This is a genomic window from Crossiella sp. S99.2 (genome assembly GCF_023094165.1).
Classification (GTDB): Bacteria; Actinomycetota; Actinomycetes; order Mycobacteriales; family Pseudonocardiaceae; genus Crossiella.
In genome coordinates this window covers 574,298-590,275 of the sequence record NZ_JALMDK010000004.1, presented here as the reverse complement: position 1 = coordinate 590,275, position 15,978 = coordinate 574,298, and the positions used below count along the sequence as shown (strand labels likewise).

The window sequence follows — 15,978 nt, the reverse complement described above, 5'->3', positions numbered from 1 at the left end:
GCTCAGCAGTCGGCCGGCAGGTGTTCGGCGGCCCACTTGGCCAGCGCGTCCAGCGCGGGCAGCAGCGCGGCGCCCCGGGGGCTGAGCTGGTAGGAGACCGACAGCGGCGGGCCGTCCTTGACCTCGCGGCGCACCAGTCCGGTGGCGGCCAGTTCGGTGAGCCGGTCGGACAGCATCGAATCGCTGATCCCGCCGATGGCCCGGCGCAGTTCGGCGAATCCGGCCGAGCCGGTGGCCAGGGTGCCGATGATCACCCCGTTCCAGCGCTTCCCGAGCAGCCCGAACACCCGGACCAGCGCGCCATCGCAGCTCCGGTGGTCGGGACAGTCCTCGGCCATGCCCTCCAGGGTAGTGGGCCGCCCTCTTATCGGGCTTCGCGATAACAGTGATCATGATCGACTTGTTTCCGCCGGGCCGGTGCGGCGGCAGGATGACCCGTGCAGGTGAACCGCAGGGGTTGGCGCGAAGGGGGTCAGGAGTGATGTCTCAGTGCGGACGGTGTGACGCCCCGTGACGACCTCGGAGTCACCGGTGCGCTGAGCAGCATGCCCGCGCGTTCAGCCACCAGGAACCGGTGCTCTCCGTCATCCCGGAGGCCATCCAGCCGACGGCCCCCAGCCGCCGGCGGATGTGCGTGCCGGCGCACCGGCCTGCCACGTACCGCCCGTCGTGGTAGGCCGGTGTTGTGCGGAACGTGACAGGACCAGCCCGTGCTTGACCCGGTGTGGTTGCGGAGTTTCCTCACCGTCGCCGAGACCGGCGGGTTCACCGAGGCGGCCCGGCGGCTGTGCATCGGCCAGTCCACGGTGAGCCAGCACGTGCGCAGGCTGGAGCAGGTCACCGGCAGGCAGCTGTTCGTGCGGGACACCCATTCGGTGACCCTGACCGGTGACGGCGAGGCGCTGATCGGCTTCGCCCGCAACATCCTGGACCAGGAACGCCTGGCCATGTCCTATTTCGCCCGCCCGGAACTGCGCGGCAAGGTGCGCCTTGGCGTCTGCGAGGACCTGGTGCTGGGCCACCTCCCGGCCACCCTGCAGCGTTTCCGGGAGACCTATCCGCTGGTGGACCTGGAACTGACCGTCGAGTTGAGCAGTGTGCTGCACGACCGGCTGGCCGCGGGCGGTCTGGACCTGGTGCTGGCCAAACGCCGCACCGAGGCCGACGGCCACCTGCTGTGGCGGGAACCCCTGCTGTGGGTGGGCAGGCCGGGGCTGCGGCTGACCAAGGACGAGCCGATCCCGCTGGTGCTGTACCCGGAACCCAGCCTGACCAGGGCACGGGCCTTGGAGGCGTTGCGGGCCTGGGGGTTGCAGTGGCGGATCGGGTGCTGGAGCGACCGGTTGAACGGGTTGCGGGCGGCGGCGCTGGCCGGACTGGGGGTGGCGGTGTTCGCGCGGTCGGTGGTGCCGGAGGGGCTGGTGCCGGTGGAGGCGGAGCTGCCGCCGCTGGCGGAGGTGGATTTCGCGGTGCTGGGTGGGCGGCGGGCCGGGTACGGGCCGGCGGCGGCGTTGACGCAGCTGATCACGACGGCGCGCTGGCCGTAGAGCGGGGCGCTGGTCGCGGGGCGAGGCGAGGCAGTGCTGGGCGGGGCTGGGATCGCGGTGGCGGCGGGTCGCGGCCACCGCGACCGCTGGTGCCGGGGCGGAGACGGGTGCGGGGCTAAGACTGGTGCGGGACTGGAGCCGCGCTGATCGGCTCAGGCGTCCAGGACCTGGCCTGCCCGGCTGACCACCGGGGGCAGCACCGACCACGGGAAGTTGATCCACTTGTCCGTGTGCCGCCACACGTACTCGCATTTCACCAGCGAGTGCGGCTTCTCGTAGATCACCGCGCAGCGCACGTCGGCCACGTGGTCGGCGCAGAAGTCGTGCACCAGTTTGAGCGTTTTGCCGGTGTCCGCGACGTCGTCGGTGACCAGCACCTTCGCCCCGGACAGGTCGATGACGTTGGGTACCGGCGGCAGCATGACCGGCATGTCCAGGGTGGTGCCGACGCCGGTGTAGAACTCGACGTTCATCACATGGAGGTTCTTCACCGCCAGCGCGTAGCCCAGGCCGCCTGCCACGAACAGGCCGCCGCGGGCCACGGACAGGATGATGTCCGGGGCGTAGCCGTCGTCGGCGATGGTCTGCGCGAGGTCGCGGATCGAGTCCCCGAACAGGCTGTAGGTCAGGTTCTCCCGGTCCTCCGGTGCTGCCGTCATGCCGGCAATCCTCGCTCATCCCAGGCGAGTCGGCGCAGGGTGGGCTCCGCGCCGCGCACCCGGTCCCGGCCCGCGCGTTTGGCGGCCAGCAGGCCCGCGTCGGCGGCCAGCACCAGGTCGGCCAGCCGGGTGCGGGTGCCGGGGCGGTGTTCGGCCAGGCCGATGGACACGGTCAGGTCGGTGATGGTGCGCGGGCCGCGCACGGTGCGGGCCGGGACCTGGAGTGCGCGCACCTCGGTGCGCAGCGCGCCGGCCAGGCCGGCCGCGGCGGCCAGGTCGCCAGCGGGCAGGAAGGCCAGGAACTCGTCGCCGCCGTGGCCGCCGTAGCGGCCGAGCACCGCGCCCGCGCCGACCGGGTCGGCCTCGGTGACCTGGCGCAGCACCGAGGCCACCGCGCGCAGCACCCGGTCCCCTGCCGGGTGGCCCAGGGTGTCGTTGACCCGTTTGAAGTGGTCCAGGTCCAGCAGCACCAGTGCGGCGGGTTCGTCCCGGCGGCGGGCCGCGGCCAGTGCGCGACCGGCCTCGGCGTCCCAGCCCCAGCGGTCCAGCAGTCCGGTGAGCTTGTCGGTGGCCCAGGCTCGTGGCTCGTGTCCACAGGAGCGGCAGCGGGCCGAGGGCCTGCTCTGTCGGTGGTTCATCCCGGTGGCACCCATGTTCGTTGGGACCAGGCGGCGAGGGACCTCGCGGGTCGGTGGGATTTCACGGTCCCTCGCCGCCTGGGGTGGACAGACGTCGGTCTGGGGGACTGCCGGACGTCTATCCGGTCTGCGGGCTGGGCAGGTCGACGGGGACCGACTCCAGCGGGGCTGACTCCACTGTGGCCAGCGCGGACATGCCTGCCACGGTGTGCTCGATCATCCGGCTGAGCTGGGCCAGCAGCTGGGCCCGGCCCGGTCGCCGGTGCTCCAGCCACCAGTGGCAGACCGCCTGCACCATCCCGGCCAGCGCGTAGCGCACCGGGTCTGGTGGCGGGGACGGGCGCAGGCCGGGGATCTCGCCGAGCACGTCGGCCAGCGCGGCGATGATCGGATCCGGCGCGGCGTGCTTGCCGATGGCCGCGTTGCTCACGGTGAAGCGGTACAGCCACTGGTGTTCGGTGATCACCGCCAGGTAGGCCTCCACCGCACCGTGGATCCAGCGTTCCCGGACGCCGACCCCGCGCAGCTCGGCCAGCGCGGGCCGTAACCGGGCCAGCATCAGCTCGGTTGCCCGTTCGCCCGCGGCCTTGAGCAGGCCGGCCTTGTCGTAGAAGTAGTGGTACAGCAGGGGTTTGCTCACCCCGGCCGCGGCGGCGAGCTGATCCATGCTGATCCCGGCCCCGTGCGTGGTGATCACCCTGATAGCGGTTTCCACCAGCTCCGCCCGCCGTGCGGCCGGGGCCATCCGCCTGCGCCGTGGCCCGCACGGGCGGCGGACCGTGCTGTGCTCCAGGGGAGTGTCCATCGTTCCTCCGCGCTCGGCTGCCTGTCTGCCCCAACAGAGCTGGTCGGCGGCCCGGTGGATACCGGGTAGCGCCAACTTTTTCGCGCTGTGCGATCACGTGTATCCGCTCCGCCACTGACCGGTCTCTGTTCCGGTGAGACGAAGGGGTGTGATCGCGATGGCTGGATCCGGGAGAACAACGTCCACTGTGGACGTCGCGGTGGTCGGTGGCCGGGTCGCGGGCGCCGCGCTGGCGGCCAGACTGGCCAGGGCCGGGCTGCGGGTGGCGGTGTACGAGCGGGCCGTGGAGATCGGGCCGACGCTGTCCACGCACATCCTGCACGGCACCGCGGACCTGCGGGCCGAGGGCGTCTACGACGACCTGGTCGCCGCCGGGGTGCCGCCGCTGCCCGAGGTCCAGGTGCGCCTGGACGAGCTGCGGCTGACCTTCCGGCATCCGCACGATCCCGGGCTGTGCCCGCCGCGGGAACTGCTGGACAACCTGCTGCTGGAGCGCGCGCGGGCGGCGGGCGCACTGGTGCATCTGGGACAACCGGTGGTCGGACTGCTGCGGGTGGCCGGCCGGGTGGCCGGGGTGGAGGTCGCGGACCGGGACGGCCGGGTGCGGCCGGTGCACGCCCGCCTGGTCGTCGGCGCGGACGGGCGCAGCTCGCCGGTGGCCCGCTGGGTGCACGCCGCGCAGTACCTGACCTTCCGCAGCGGACGCGGCCAGGTGTGGCGGTACTACCGCGGTAAACGGCTGCCGAGAGTGCTGCTGTGGCACCGGGTCGGCGCCCGGCTGGCGCACATCCTGCCCACCGGCGCGGAGGAGTACTACCTGTGCGCGCAACCGCCGGTGGGCGATCCGGTGGACTTCCGGCGCAGCGGACCGGACGCGTTGCTGCCCTGGGTGGCGCAGGTCAGCCCGGAGATCGCCGAGCTGGCGGGCGGCGGCGAGCCGGTGGGCGGACTGCGCCGGATGAGCGGCTATCCGTGCTTCTTCCGCCAGCCCTACGGACCGGGCTGGGCCCTGGCCGGGGACGCCGGGCACGCCAAGGACGCCACCATCGGCCACGGCATCACCGACGCGCTGCGCAACTCCGCTGCCCTGGCCGAGGCACTGCTGTCCACTTGGGACGATCAGCGGGCCCAGCCGGATCGGTTGCGACACTGGGCACAGCAGCGGGACGCGGCCGAGCTGGCCAACTTCTGGTACAGCCAGGAACTCGGCGATGCGGCCCCGGTGGGCCCGTTGCGCAAGGCGGTCTTCCGCGGTCTGGGCGCCACGGGCGTCCGCAGGCTGGACGAGGTGATGGCGGACAAACGGGCCGCGGATACCCTGCTCACCGCGACCCGGCTGGCCCGCGGTGCGCTCAGTCAGGTCCTCGCCGGCGCCCCGGTGCCCTCGGTGGCACGGGAGGCCGGCGATCTGGTGCGGCTGTCCTTGTTGCGGCGCAAGGCGTTCCGGGAACGCGCGACCGAGGCGCCCAGCCTGTCCAGGGAACTCGCCGGGGCGCTCCGATGAGCCTCGCGCACACCTCGCCCTGGGGCGCCGGACTGCCGGCGGCGCCCGCGTTGCCGCCGTTGACCGGTAAGCACCGCGCGGACATCGTGGTGGTGGGCGGTGGGATCGCCGGACTGTCCCTGGCGCACCGGCTGCGCGCGGAACTGCCCTCGGCGCGGATCGTGCTGCTGGAGGCCGTGGTGGCCGGCGGCGGCGCGACCGGGCACAGCACCGGACTGGCCCGGCCCGGCGTGTGGGGCTCGATGCGGTTGCTGCGCAAGCGGGTCGGACCCGCCGCGGCCGATTCGCTCACCCGCGCCTCCCTGGAGGGCATGGCAGCCTTGCGGGAACTGGTCACCAGCGAGGGCATCGACTGCGATCTGGTGCGGGGCCGGATGTATCAGCTGCCGGTCACCGCCCAGCACGTCCAGCGGTACACCGGCGACCTCCCGGACATGAACCGCCTGGGTATGCGGGCCGACTGGCTTTCGCCGGGCGAAGCTGCGGAAACCCTTGGCCTGCAAGGGGGATTCGGGGCGCTGCGAGTCGCGCCGCTGTACCAGCTCGACCCGCTGCGGCTGTGCCGGGGACTGCGCGAGGTGCTGCTGGCCCGCGGGGTCGAGGTGTACGAGGGCTCGCCGGTGCGCTCGGTCGAACCGGGGGAGCGGGTGCGGGTGCGCACCGACCGGGGCGAGGTGGACGCGGCCCAGGTGGTGCTCGCCATCGACGGCTACACCCGCGTGGCCGGACTGGTGCGGTTGCCCATCGTCCCGTTCCGTTCCCAGGCGCTGTGCACCGAACCGCTCTCCGCCACCCAGCTCGCCGGACTCGCGTTGCGGCCGGGTGATCTGGTGCTGGACTCGCGGGCCTTCTTCAACTACGTGCGGCTCAGTCCGGATGGCCGCCTCATCCTCGGCGGCGGCCGCGCCGCCAACCCGCGCACCACCCCCGGCGCGCAACCCCGGGTCGACGGCGGCACCTGGCGACGGCTGGAACGTGAGTTGCGCCAACTGTTCCCGAGTCTGGACGGGGTGCGGATCGCCCGGTCCTGGGCCGGGGTCAGCGGCGCCACCCCGGACTGGATGCCGATCGTCGGGCAGGTCGGGCCGGGGGTGTGGTTCGCCGGTGGCTGGAACGGCCGCGGCATCGCGCCCGCCCTGCATTCCGCGGGCTGGCTCAGCGGCCAGCTCGCCGCCGCCCTGCACGGCAAACCCCTGCCCCCGCCCACCGTGCCCTGGCATCGCGGTGGGGCCACCCCCGCGCCGGTGTTCGACCGGTTGCGCTACCCGCTGCGCCAGACCTTCCTCCAGCTGACCGACCGACGTTCGCTGCACACCGGACGTTGCGCGCCGCTTCGCTTCGGCCGCAACGGGAAATGAGTGTCCACAATGGAGAGATGTCCCGTCCGGCCGGATCCGGCCGACGCCGCGTTGTTCGACGCGGACTACCAGCGCGACCCCTACCCGTCCTACGCGCGGCTGCGCGCGGTGTCCCCGGTGCGCTACGTGACGCTGCCGACCGGGCTGACCGCCTGGCTGGTCACCGGGTACGAGGAGGTCCGGCAGGCGCTGACCGATCCGTTGCTGAGCAAGGAAAGCCGCTACGACGCCGAGTCCACCGACGGGCTCTCGCCGAGCATGGGCGCCAGCATGCTCAACCTGGATCCGCCCGACCACGACCGGTTGCGCAGACTGGTGGGCAGCGCGTTCACCCGCCGCCGCATCGACGCCCTGCACGACAAGCTGTCCGACAGCGCGGACCGGCTGATCGACGAGTTCGCCGCGCGCGGACAGGCCGATCTGATGCGGGACTTCGCGTTGCGGCTGCCGGTGGGCATGATCGGCGAACTGCTCGGCGTGCCCGAGGAAGATCGGGACGCCTTCTTCGAGCTGGCGCACGACTACGTCGGCTTCACCCCGGAGACCAGGGACCGGGCCGCCGCCGCGCTGGCCGGGCTGAACGAGTACATGGCCAAGCTGATCGCGGCCAAGAAGAACGAACCCGGCGACGACCTGATCAGCGCCATGGTCGCGGCCAGGGACCAGGAGCAGCGGCTCACCGATGAGGAGCTGCTGGCCAACGCGCTGCTGCTGTTCTTGGCCGGGCACGTCACCACCGCCGGGCTGATCGCCAACGCCACCCTCGCCCTGCTGCGGCACCCCGACCAGCTCGCCGCCTTCCGGGCGAACCCGGAACTGGTCAGCAACCTGGTCGAGGAGGCACTGCGGTTCGAGGGGCCCGCCGAGCTGTCCACCATGCGCTGGGCCAAGCAGGACACCGTGATCGGCGGAGTCGCGGTGGGCAAGGGCGAGCGGGTGCTGGTGTCGCTGGGCGCGGCCAACCGGGATCCGCGCCGGTTCACCGACCCGGACGCCTTCGACCTGTCCCGCGCCGACGCCAACCAGCACCTCGGGCTGGGGCACGGCAGTCACTACTGCCTGGGCGCGCAACTGGCCAGGGCCGAGGTGCGCACCGCGCTGGGCCGGCTGTTCGCCCGGCTGCCCGATCTGCGGCTGGCCGCGCGTTATGCGGACCTGGAGTGGATGCCCGGCATCGGCCGCGCCCCGCTGTCCCTGCCCATCGTGTTCACCCCGGAAGGCTGAGGCGTGGATCCGCGCAACCTGTTCGAGACCCGCACCACCTACCGACTGCTCCGGCTGGAATACCTGGCCGCGCTTGGCTTGTGCAGCGCGCTGTTCATCACGCACTGGGCCGAGGTGCGGCTGATTCCGGCGCTGATCCTGTTCGCCTACATCGACGTCATCGGCTACCTGCCTGGCCTGATCGCCTTCCGCCGCAGCAAATCCGGCAAGATCCACCGCGGTTTCTACGTGGCCTACAACCTGGCGCACAGCTTCGTCACCGCCGGACTCGTCGCGTTCCTGTGGGCCTGGCTGGTCCGCCCGGAGTGGGCGCTGCTGGCCATCCCGATCCACCTGTGCGGGGACCGCGGCCTGCTCGGCAACTTCCTCAAGCCGTTCGCCGTGTCCTTCGAACCCGTCCCGCACCCGGCCTACATCCGGCTCGCCGCCGCGGTGTCCGGGCGGGCCACGTGACCACCAGGGCTCTCGACCTGCTGCGCGCGCACGGCCGCAGCTCCAGCGCGTTCCTGGCCTACAACCAGGACACCGAACACTTCCAGCCCCCGGACCTGCACGGCCTGGTCGCCTACCGGCCCGCCGGCCGCAAACATCTGGTGCAGCTCACCGGACCGTGCGCGGCCGAGGCCGACCACCCCAAGTTGACCGCGGCCTTCCGCGAGTTCGCCGCCCGGCAAGGCCGCCGGATCACCGCGGTGCAACTGCTGCGCGAGGAAGCCGCGGCCTGTGCCGAACTCGGCTACGCGGTCAACCAGCTCGGCGCCTCCTTCAGCATCGACCTGGCCCAGTTCACCCTGCGCGGCGGCAAACTCGCCGAAACCCGCAACCGGCTGTCCCAGGCTCGCCGCGCCGGAGTTGCGGTCACCGAGGAGTCCACAATGGACTCTGAGTTGGCCGTGCTGCTGGCCGCGATCGACCAGGTGTGGTTGCGGGCCAAGGGCCGCGTGGTCAAACAACTCGGTTTCATGGTCGGCGAACGCGGCGGCCGGGGTGCGGAGCATCGCAGACTGTTCGTGGCCAGGGCGGCCGGGCGGATCGTCGCCTACATCTCCTTCTCCCCGGTGTACGGCCCGCGACCCGGCTGGCTCTACGACCTGACCCGCCGCCATCCGGAAGCACCCACCGGCGCGATCGAGTCGATCATCGCGGCGGCGGCCGAGGTGTTCCGGGAGGAGGGCGCGGGCTGGCTGCACCTGGGTTTCACGCCGTTCGTGCAGTTGCACCCGGAACACCAGATTCCGGGCGCTGGCAACGGAATCCTGCGTCGGCTCATGCGACAGGTGGCCGGGCGGGAACGATGGCTGTACTCCGCGCGCACCCAGGAACGCTTCAAGACCAAGTGGGCCCCGCACCACATCGAACCGGAGTACCTGGCCTTCGAGCACGGGTTGAGCCTGGGCGCGACCTGGCAGCTGCTCCGGCTGATCGGTGCGCTGTGATCGGCACCGGCGGTATCCAGACGGCTCCGCAGCGCCACTGTGAAGGTGACAACGCCAGTGGAGAGGGATATCCGATGAGGCCTGCGGTTCCGGTGCCCACTTATCTGTCCTATGTGGCCGGAGAGGAGGTCGACTCCGACCGCTACGTCTACACCGTGGGCGCGCGGCCGATCCTCACCGACCTGTTCGGCAGCCTCACCCTCAAGCGGCGCCTCGAACAAGGACAGCTCGACCCGGCCACCGTCGCGGACCGGGTGGTCGGGCGGTGTGCGCTCGCCGATGAGGACACCATGGCCGCCGCCGTGGCCGCCGCGGCGGCGGCCGCACCCGCCTGGGGTGCGACGCCGTTGGCCATCAGGGTGGAGTTGGCGCTCGCGTTGCGGGAGCGGATTCTGGTGGGGCACAAGGAACTGGTGGATGTGCTCATCGCCGAGGGCAATCCGCGGCCGCTGGCCGAGTGGCAGGTGGCCGGGATGTTGTCGGTGGCCAGCGAGGAGACCGTGGGCTGGCTGGCCGGGCAGCTGGAACAGGAGTTCCGGCACGGGGACCGGCGATTGTTGTTGCGGCGCAGGCCCGATGGCGTGGTGTGCGTGAACCCGCCGCAGAACGCGCCGGCCACCAGCGCGTTGTTCGGGGCGACCGCGTTGATGGCCGGCAACACCGTGGTGGTGCGGGCGCCGCGCAGTGCGCCGTTCGGGGTCATGTACGTGCTGCGCGAGTACGTGGTGCCCGCGCTGGCCGATGTCGGGGCCCCGCCCGGGGTGCTCAACGTGTTCTGCGGCCGGCCGGGACCCGCGTTGCGCGGCTGGCTGGCCGATCCCCTGGTAGACGACATCTTCTACACCGGTGGGGTGGAACGCGGTCTGGAACTGGAACGGGACTGCATCGCGGCGGGGAAGAAGCCGATCCTGGAGCTGGCCGGCAACGACTGTGTGGTCATCTGGAAGGACGCCGACCTGGACCTGGCGGTGGAAGCCCTCACCGAATGCTTCTACGGCTCCGGGCAGATCTGCATGGTGCCCAACCAGGCCGTGGTGCACCCCGACATCGCGGACGAGCTGATCGCCAAGCTGCACACCGCGGTCACCGCGCTGCGCCCCGGCTACCCCGACGAACCCGATGTGCTGCTCTCCCCGGTACTGCGGGCCGAACGCTTCGGCACCGTGGTCGAGGACGCCCTCGCCCGGGGCGCCCAACTGATCTGCGGTGGCGGGCGGCTGGAAGTCGACGGCGAACTCTCCGAGACCGGGCCGTTCCTCGCGCCCACCGTGCTGCGGGTGGACGGACTGGACACCTCCCGGGAACTGACCGCGGTGCGGGAGGAGACGTTCTTCCCGCTGCTACCCGTGGTCGTGCCCGCACCGGCGCCTGACGAGGACCTGCTGGACCAGATCCTCACCTTCGTCGACAGCAACCGGTATGGCCTGCGCAACTCGTTGTGGGCCAAGGACAAGGACGTCATCGAGCAGTTCCTGGCCCGGGTCGGCAACGGCGGGCTGCTCAAGGTCAACGACTCGCACATCGGGTTCCTGCCCTACCTGCCCACCCACGGCGGCACCGGACTCACCGGCGGCGCCTTCGGCGAGGCCAACTACCTGGTGCTGCGCACCACCCACCTGCAGGGCGTGTCCGTCGCGGAGAACGTGCGGCCCAGTGCCGCGGTGTTCGAGGCGTACACCCGCATCACCCAACCAGGAGCGTGAATGGATCTACAGTTCATGGCCGCCGACCGGGACGTCTGCGACGAACTGGCCCCCGGCCTGCGCGCGGAACTGGCCGGGCTCAGCCTGGCCGAACGGGAGGCCGACGACGGCAAGGCCATCCAGCTCTTCCGCGCCTGCAACGGCTCCAACCTCGTGGTACCCAAGGAATACGGCGGCAGCGGCGGCACCGCGGTGCAGGCCATGCACGTCATGCGGGCCCTGGGCGCGCTGGCCCCGTCCATGGCGGTGGCCACCATGATGCACCACTTCTCCGTCGGCACCCTGTACTCGATGACCGCCGCCATCGGCGATCAGGTCAACCTCGATTCCGCGCTGCTGCACCGGATCGCGGCCGATCGGCTGCTGCTGGCCTCCGGGTTCGCCGAGGGCAACACCGACCAAGACATCCTGCGCCCCACCCTGCGCGCCGAACGCGTGGACGGCGGCTACCTGGTCAACGGCGTCAAAAAGCCGTGCAGCCTGTCCCGGTCGATGGACCTGCTCTCGGCCAGCGTGGCCGTGCCCACCGGTGACGGCGAGTCCGACTTCGGGCTGATCCTGATGCCCGCCTTGACCACCGGCCTGTCCGTGCACCCGTTCTGGTCCACCTTCGCGCTGGCCGGCGCGGAAAGCCACGAGGTGCGGCTCACCGACGTCTTCCTCACCGAGGAACAGCTCGTGCGCACCACCCCGGAACTGGCCGGGCGGATGCTGGAACTCCAGATCCTCGGCCTGATCTGGTTCCAGCTCAGCGTCTGCTCCGTCTACAGTGGACTCGCCGGGGCACTCGTGCACCGGGTGCTGCACCGGAGCCGGGGCAGTGCCGCGGACCGGGCCGCACTGCTCATCCGGCACCAGTCCGCCGCCCTGCTCACCGAGGGCCTGGCCCGGCGGATCGACGCCGGCGACACCGGGGTGGACACCCTGGGCGCGGCCCTGGTCACCCGGCACACCGTGCAGCACCTGGTCACCAGCACCGCCTCCCTGGCCGCGGAACTGCTGGGCGGCATGGCCTTCATCTCCGCCAGCGAGGTGGCCTACCTGGTCGCCGCCGCGCACGCGGTCGCCTTCCACCCGCCCTCGCGGGCCAGCACCCTGGACACCATCCTCGGCCACCTCACCTCGGCCAGGGACGCGGCATGACCCTGGACACCGCCGACTGCGACGCCGAATTCGAACGCACCGTGGCCGTCTACCGCAGTCACCTCAGCCGCGGCCGCGCCGCCCTGGGCGAAATGTTCGGCCGCGAACTGGAACAGTCCGCCACCGGGGCCTGGGTGCGCACCAGCCGCGGCCGGGAACTGCTCAACTGCGGCGGCTACGGCGTGCTGCTCATGGGCGCCCGGCACCCCAGGGTGGTGGCCGCGGTGCGCACCCAGCTGCACACCCTGCCGGTCTCCGCCAAACTCCTGCTCGAACCCAGTGCCGCCAAGGCCGCCGCCGCGCTCACCGCGGTCGCACCGTCCACAATGGACAAGGTGCACTTCGCCTGCTCCGGGGCGGAGGCGGTGGAGACCGCGATCAAACTCGCCCGCACGCACGGCCGCACCCACCTCATCTCGGCCACCAACGGCTACCACGGCAAAACCCTCGGCGCGCTCAGCGTCACCGCCCGCGGCGTGTTCCAGGACCCGTTCCGGCCACTGCTGTCCGGGGTCTGCCACGTGCCCTACGGCGATCCGGCCGCCCTGCGCAAGGAACTCGCCGCGCACGAGGGCCGGGCCGCGCTGATCCTGGAACCCGTGCAGGGCGAGGCGGGCGTGATCCTGCCGCCGGCCGGCTACCTCACCGAGGCGCAACGGCTGTGCCGGGAGTTCGGCGCCTTCCTCATCCTGGACGAGGTGCAGACCGGCCTCGGCCGGCTCGGCCACTGGTGGGGCGCGGACCGCGAACAGATCGTGCCCGATGTGCTGGTGGTCGGCAAAGCCCTGGGCGGCGGCGTGATGCCGGTCTCGGCGGTGCTGGCCACCGAATCCGCCTTCCGCGCCTTCGACCGCGACCCCTACCTGCACACCTCCACCTTCTCCGCCAGCCCACTGGGCATGGCCGCGGTCTGCGGCGCGCTCACCGCCATCCAGGAGGGCGGCCTGGTCGAGGCCGCGCGCAAGCTCGGCGAACGCATCCGCGGTGAACTCTCCTTGATCTGCAAGGACATTCTCGGCACCCGGGTGCGCGAGGTACGCGGCGCCGGACTGCTCATCGGGGTCGAGTTCAGCGAACCCGGACTGGCCGCCGACCTGCTCGCCGAACTGATGGCCGCCGGGGTCATCGCCAACCACTCGCTCAACTCCGGCCACGTGCTGCGCCTCACCCCGCCCGCCATCCTGGACGAGGCCGAGGTCGACTTCCTGCGCGGCGCCTTCGCCACCGCGGCCAAGGCGGTGGCGGCATGAGACGTGTGCACCTGCTGGCCGAGGTCCCCGGCGCCACCCCGGCCGAAGCCTTCGCCCTGCTCACCGACTTCGGCCGGTTCCCGGCCATCGCCGAGGAGGTCCGCTCGGTCGAGGTCTTTCCAGGCGACCCCCGGCACTCCGCCTGGGAGGTCACCTTCCGCCGCGGCCGATTGCGCTGGCGGGAATGGGAAAAACTCGACCCGGCCACCACCAGCGTCGAATTCGGCCAGACCGACGGCGACTTCGAGCACTTCCGCGGCGCCTGGCGGATCACCGAGCTGGACGCCGGCTGCGCGGTGGACTTCCAGGTGGACTTCGACTTCGGCATCGACAGCCTCGCCGAGGCCATGGACCCGGTGGCCGAACGGCTGCTCCGCCGGGTCATGCGCTCCGTCCTGAGTGGACTCTTCGGCGCCGGCGCCCAACTGCACGACCTGCCCGCACACCCTGGTGAAAGGAACCACCCATGACCGCCCTGCTCGACCAGCTCACCGCGCTGCTCACCACCCGCTTCGGCGTGCCGCCCGAGGAGGTCCGGGCCGAGGCCACCTTCGCCGACCTCGACCTGGACTCGCTCGCCCTGGTCGAGCTGGGACTGGTGACCGAGAAGGAGTTCGGCGTCCGGGTCAAGGACGACGAAGTGTCCACTTCGGACACCCTGGCCACCATCGCCAAGCTGATCGAGTCCAAGCGCGAGGCCGCCTGATGAGCGGCATCGCCATCACCGGCCTCGGGCTGGTCACCTCCGCCGGGATCGGCGTCGAGGCCAGCTGGGCGCGCATCCTGCGCGGCGAGTCCACCGCCAGTCCGGATGCCAACCTGGCCGGCCAGGTCACCGATTTCAGTTGCCGGGTGCCGGATTTCGACGCCGACGCGCAGCTGGGCCGCCGCACCGCGTGGCGGCAGGAACGCTGCGCGCACCTGGCCAGGGTCGCCGCCCGCGAGGCCATCGCGGACAGCGGCCTGGACCCGGCGAGCTGGAACGGGGCCAGGGTCGGCGTGGTGGTCGGCAATTCCCTCGGCGGCACCATGACCTTCGAGCAGCAGTACGAGATCCTGCGCCTGCAAGGGGAATCCCAGGTCACCCCGATGCTGATCCCGATGGCCGGGGTCGGCTCGCCCACCGCCTGGCTCACCCTGGACCTGGGCGCCCGCGGCCCCAACCTCGCGCCGGCCACCGCGTGCGCCTCCGGGGCCACCGCGCTCGGCGTGGCCAGGGACTGGCTGCGCTCGGGCATCTGCGACGTGGTCATCGCCGGCGGTGCCGAGTCCGCGCTGTCCCCGCTGATCATGGCCGGGTTCGGGCAACTCGGCGCGCTGTCCACCCGCAGTGACGACCCTGCCACCGCCTCCCGGCCCTTCGACGCCGACCGGGACGGCTTCGTCGCCGCCGAGGGCGCGGGCATCCTGGTCCTCGAACGCGCCGAGGACGCCCAGGCCCGCGGCGCGCGGGTGCACGCCCGGCTGGCCGGGTACGGCGGATCCTCTGACGCACACCACATCACCGCCCCGCACCCGCAGGGCGACGGCGTGGAACGGGCCACCCTGGCCGCACTCGCCGAGGCCGGACTCACCCCCGGCGACATCGACCACGTCAACGCGCACGGCACCTCCACCCCGATGAACGACGTCATCGAGGGTGGTCTGATCAACCGGCTCTACGGCGACCAGACCCCGGTCACCTCGGTCAAGGGCACCCTCGGGCACGCCCTCGGCGCGGCCGGCGCGATCGAGGCGGTGTGCACGGTGCTGTCCGTACGCGACGGCATCATCCCGCCCACCGCCAACCTGGACCGGCAGGACCCGCGGATCGAACTGGACATCGTGCACAAGGTGCCCCGGCAGCTGGACCTGCGGGCCGCGGTCAGCAACTCCTTCGGTTTCGGCGGCGCCAACGGCGTGATCGTGGTGACCCGTGTCTGAGAAACTCCTGTCTGGCAAGAAGATCCTCGTCACCGGTGTGCTCACGGAAAGCTCCATCGCCTACGGGGTGGCGAAACTGGCCCAGGAACACGGGGCCGAGGTGGTGCTCACCGGCTTCGGCCGCGGCTTCGGCATCACCGCCGCCATGGCCGCCAAACTCCCGGTCGCCTGCGATGTGCTGGAACTGGACGTCACCAAACCCGAGCACCTCGACGCGGTGGCCGACGCCCTGGACCAGCGCTGGGGCCGCCTGGACGGCGTGCTGCACTCGGTCGCCTTCGCCCCGCCCAGCGCGCTCGGCGGCGGTTTCCTCACCGCGGACTGGGCCGAGGTGGCCACCGCACTGCACATCTCCACCTACTCCTTCGCCGCCTTCGGCCGGGTCTTCGGCCCGCTGCTGGCCAAAGCCGAACACGGCAGTCTGGTCGGCCTGGACTTCGACGCCAGCCTGGCCTGGCCCGGCTACGACTGGATGGGCGTGGCCAAGGCCGGCCTGGAAAGCTGCTGCCGCTACCTCGCTCAGGCGCTGGGGCAGCAGGGAACCCGGGTCAACCTGGTCGCCTGCGGTCCACTTCGGACACTCGCCGCCCGGGGCATCGGCGGATTCGACCAGCTCGACCAGGTGTGGTCCAACCGGGCCCCGCTGGGCTGGGACCACACCGACACCGAACCGGTGGCCAGGGTCGTCTGCGCGCTGCTCTCGGCCTGGATGCCCGCGGTCACCGGGGAGATCCTGCACGTCGACGGCGGGGCGCACGCGGTCGGCGCCGCCCCCGAGAGGAGCTGAG

17 protein-coding genes are annotated in these 15,978 nt (G+C 71.8%); 13 read left to right on the top strand and 4 right to left on the bottom strand.

The features are described from left to right. Positions 1–2: 2 nt before the first annotated feature. Entirely contained in the window at positions 3–338 is a 336-nt protein-coding gene (locus MZC64_RS18480; RefSeq protein ID WP_247757966.1) for a helix-turn-helix domain-containing protein, read from the bottom strand. Positions 339–710: 372 nt separating this feature from the next. On the opposite strand from MZC64_RS18480, the gene MZC64_RS18475 reads away from it, so the two are divergent. After that, on the top strand, positions 711–1,547 hold the full coding sequence (locus tag MZC64_RS18475) for a LysR substrate-binding domain-containing protein (RefSeq protein WP_247757965.1): 837 nt from the start codon (positions 711–713) through the stop codon (positions 1,545–1,547). Positions 1,548–1,699: 152 nt separating this feature from the next. On the opposite strand, the gene MZC64_RS18470 is transcribed toward MZC64_RS18475, so the two are convergent. From MZC64_RS18470 to MZC64_RS18460, 3 genes are all read right to left on the bottom strand, one after another. Then, positions 1,700–2,206 (bottom strand): phosphoribosyltransferase, encoded by a 507-nt coding sequence (locus MZC64_RS18470; RefSeq protein WP_247757964.1) that lies wholly within the window; start codon positions 2,204–2,206, stop codon positions 1,700–1,702. Further along, positions 2,203–2,844 (bottom strand): GGDEF domain-containing protein, encoded by a 642-nt coding sequence (locus MZC64_RS18465; protein WP_247757963.1) that lies wholly within the window; start codon positions 2,842–2,844, stop codon positions 2,203–2,205. Before MZC64_RS18465 ends, MZC64_RS18470 begins: the two co-directional genes overlap by 4 nt. Positions 2,845–2,962: 118 nt before the next feature. Then, positions 2,963–3,649, bottom strand: a complete 687-nt coding sequence (locus MZC64_RS18460) for a TetR/AcrR family transcriptional regulator (RefSeq protein WP_247757962.1) — start codon at positions 3,647–3,649, stop codon at positions 2,963–2,965. 157 nt (positions 3,650–3,806) lie between these two features. Here MZC64_RS18460 and MZC64_RS18455 point away from each other — a divergent pair, with 157 nt between their 5' ends. From MZC64_RS18455 to fabI, 12 genes are all read left to right on the top strand, one after another. Next, positions 3,807–5,153, top strand: coding sequence for an NAD(P)/FAD-dependent oxidoreductase (locus MZC64_RS18455; protein WP_247757961.1), 1,347 nt, complete (start codon positions 3,807–3,809; stop codon positions 5,151–5,153). Further along, positions 5,150–6,511 carry an FAD-binding oxidoreductase gene (locus tag MZC64_RS18450; protein WP_247757960.1) on the top strand — a complete coding sequence of 454 codons (1,362 nt, stop codon included), beginning with the start codon at positions 5,150–5,152 and terminating at the stop codon, positions 6,509–6,511. The genes MZC64_RS18455 and MZC64_RS18450 overlap by 4 nt, the downstream gene beginning before the upstream one ends. A gap of 9 nt (positions 6,512–6,520) precedes the next feature. Continuing rightward, the gene (locus MZC64_RS18445) at positions 6,521–7,735 is read left to right on the top strand and encodes a cytochrome P450 (protein ID WP_247757959.1); all 1,215 of its coding nucleotides are present in this window, start codon (positions 6,521–6,523) and stop codon (positions 7,733–7,735) included. Between the two features lie 3 nt (positions 7,736–7,738). Beyond that, positions 7,739–8,188 (top strand): hypothetical protein, encoded by a 450-nt coding sequence (locus tag MZC64_RS18440; protein WP_247757958.1) that lies wholly within the window; start codon positions 7,739–7,741, stop codon positions 8,186–8,188. Continuing rightward, complete coding sequence (locus MZC64_RS18435) at positions 8,185–9,171, top strand: DUF2156 domain-containing protein (RefSeq protein WP_247757957.1); 987 nt, start codon at positions 8,185–8,187, stop codon at positions 9,169–9,171. The genes MZC64_RS18440 and MZC64_RS18435 overlap by 4 nt, the downstream gene beginning before the upstream one ends. 74 nt (positions 9,172–9,245) lie before the next feature. Continuing rightward, positions 9,246–10,874 carry an aldehyde dehydrogenase gene (locus MZC64_RS18430; protein ID WP_247757956.1) on the top strand — a complete coding sequence of 543 codons (1,629 nt, stop codon included), beginning with the start codon at positions 9,246–9,248 and terminating at the stop codon, positions 10,872–10,874. After that, positions 10,875–12,017 (top strand): acyl-CoA dehydrogenase family protein, encoded by a 1,143-nt coding sequence (locus MZC64_RS18425; protein ID WP_247757955.1) that lies wholly within the window; start codon positions 10,875–10,877, stop codon positions 12,015–12,017. After that, positions 12,014–13,267, top strand: a complete 1,254-nt coding sequence (locus tag MZC64_RS18420; protein WP_247757954.1) for an aspartate aminotransferase family protein — start codon at positions 12,014–12,016, stop codon at positions 13,265–13,267. The genes MZC64_RS18425 and MZC64_RS18420 overlap by 4 nt, the downstream gene beginning before the upstream one ends. Beyond that, positions 13,264–13,737 carry a type II toxin-antitoxin system RatA family toxin gene (locus tag MZC64_RS18415; protein ID WP_247757953.1) on the top strand — a complete coding sequence of 158 codons (474 nt, stop codon included), beginning with the start codon at positions 13,264–13,266 and terminating at the stop codon, positions 13,735–13,737. Before MZC64_RS18420 ends, MZC64_RS18415 begins: the two co-directional genes overlap by 4 nt. Then, the gene (locus MZC64_RS18410; protein WP_247757952.1) at positions 13,734–13,973 is read left to right on the top strand and encodes an acyl carrier protein; all 240 of its coding nucleotides are present in this window, start codon (positions 13,734–13,736) and stop codon (positions 13,971–13,973) included. The genes MZC64_RS18415 and MZC64_RS18410 overlap by 4 nt, the downstream gene beginning before the upstream one ends. Further along, the gene (locus MZC64_RS18405; protein WP_247757951.1) at positions 13,973–15,190 is read left to right on the top strand and encodes a beta-ketoacyl synthase; all 1,218 of its coding nucleotides are present in this window, start codon (positions 13,973–13,975) and stop codon (positions 15,188–15,190) included. Before MZC64_RS18410 ends, MZC64_RS18405 begins: the two co-directional genes overlap by 1 nt. Then, the gene (gene fabI / locus MZC64_RS18400) at positions 15,183–15,977 is read left to right on the top strand and encodes an enoyl-ACP reductase FabI (protein ID WP_247757950.1); all 795 of its coding nucleotides are present in this window, start codon (positions 15,183–15,185) and stop codon (positions 15,975–15,977) included. The genes MZC64_RS18405 and fabI overlap by 8 nt, the downstream gene beginning before the upstream one ends. The last annotated feature ends 1 nt before the right edge of the window (position 15,978 follow it).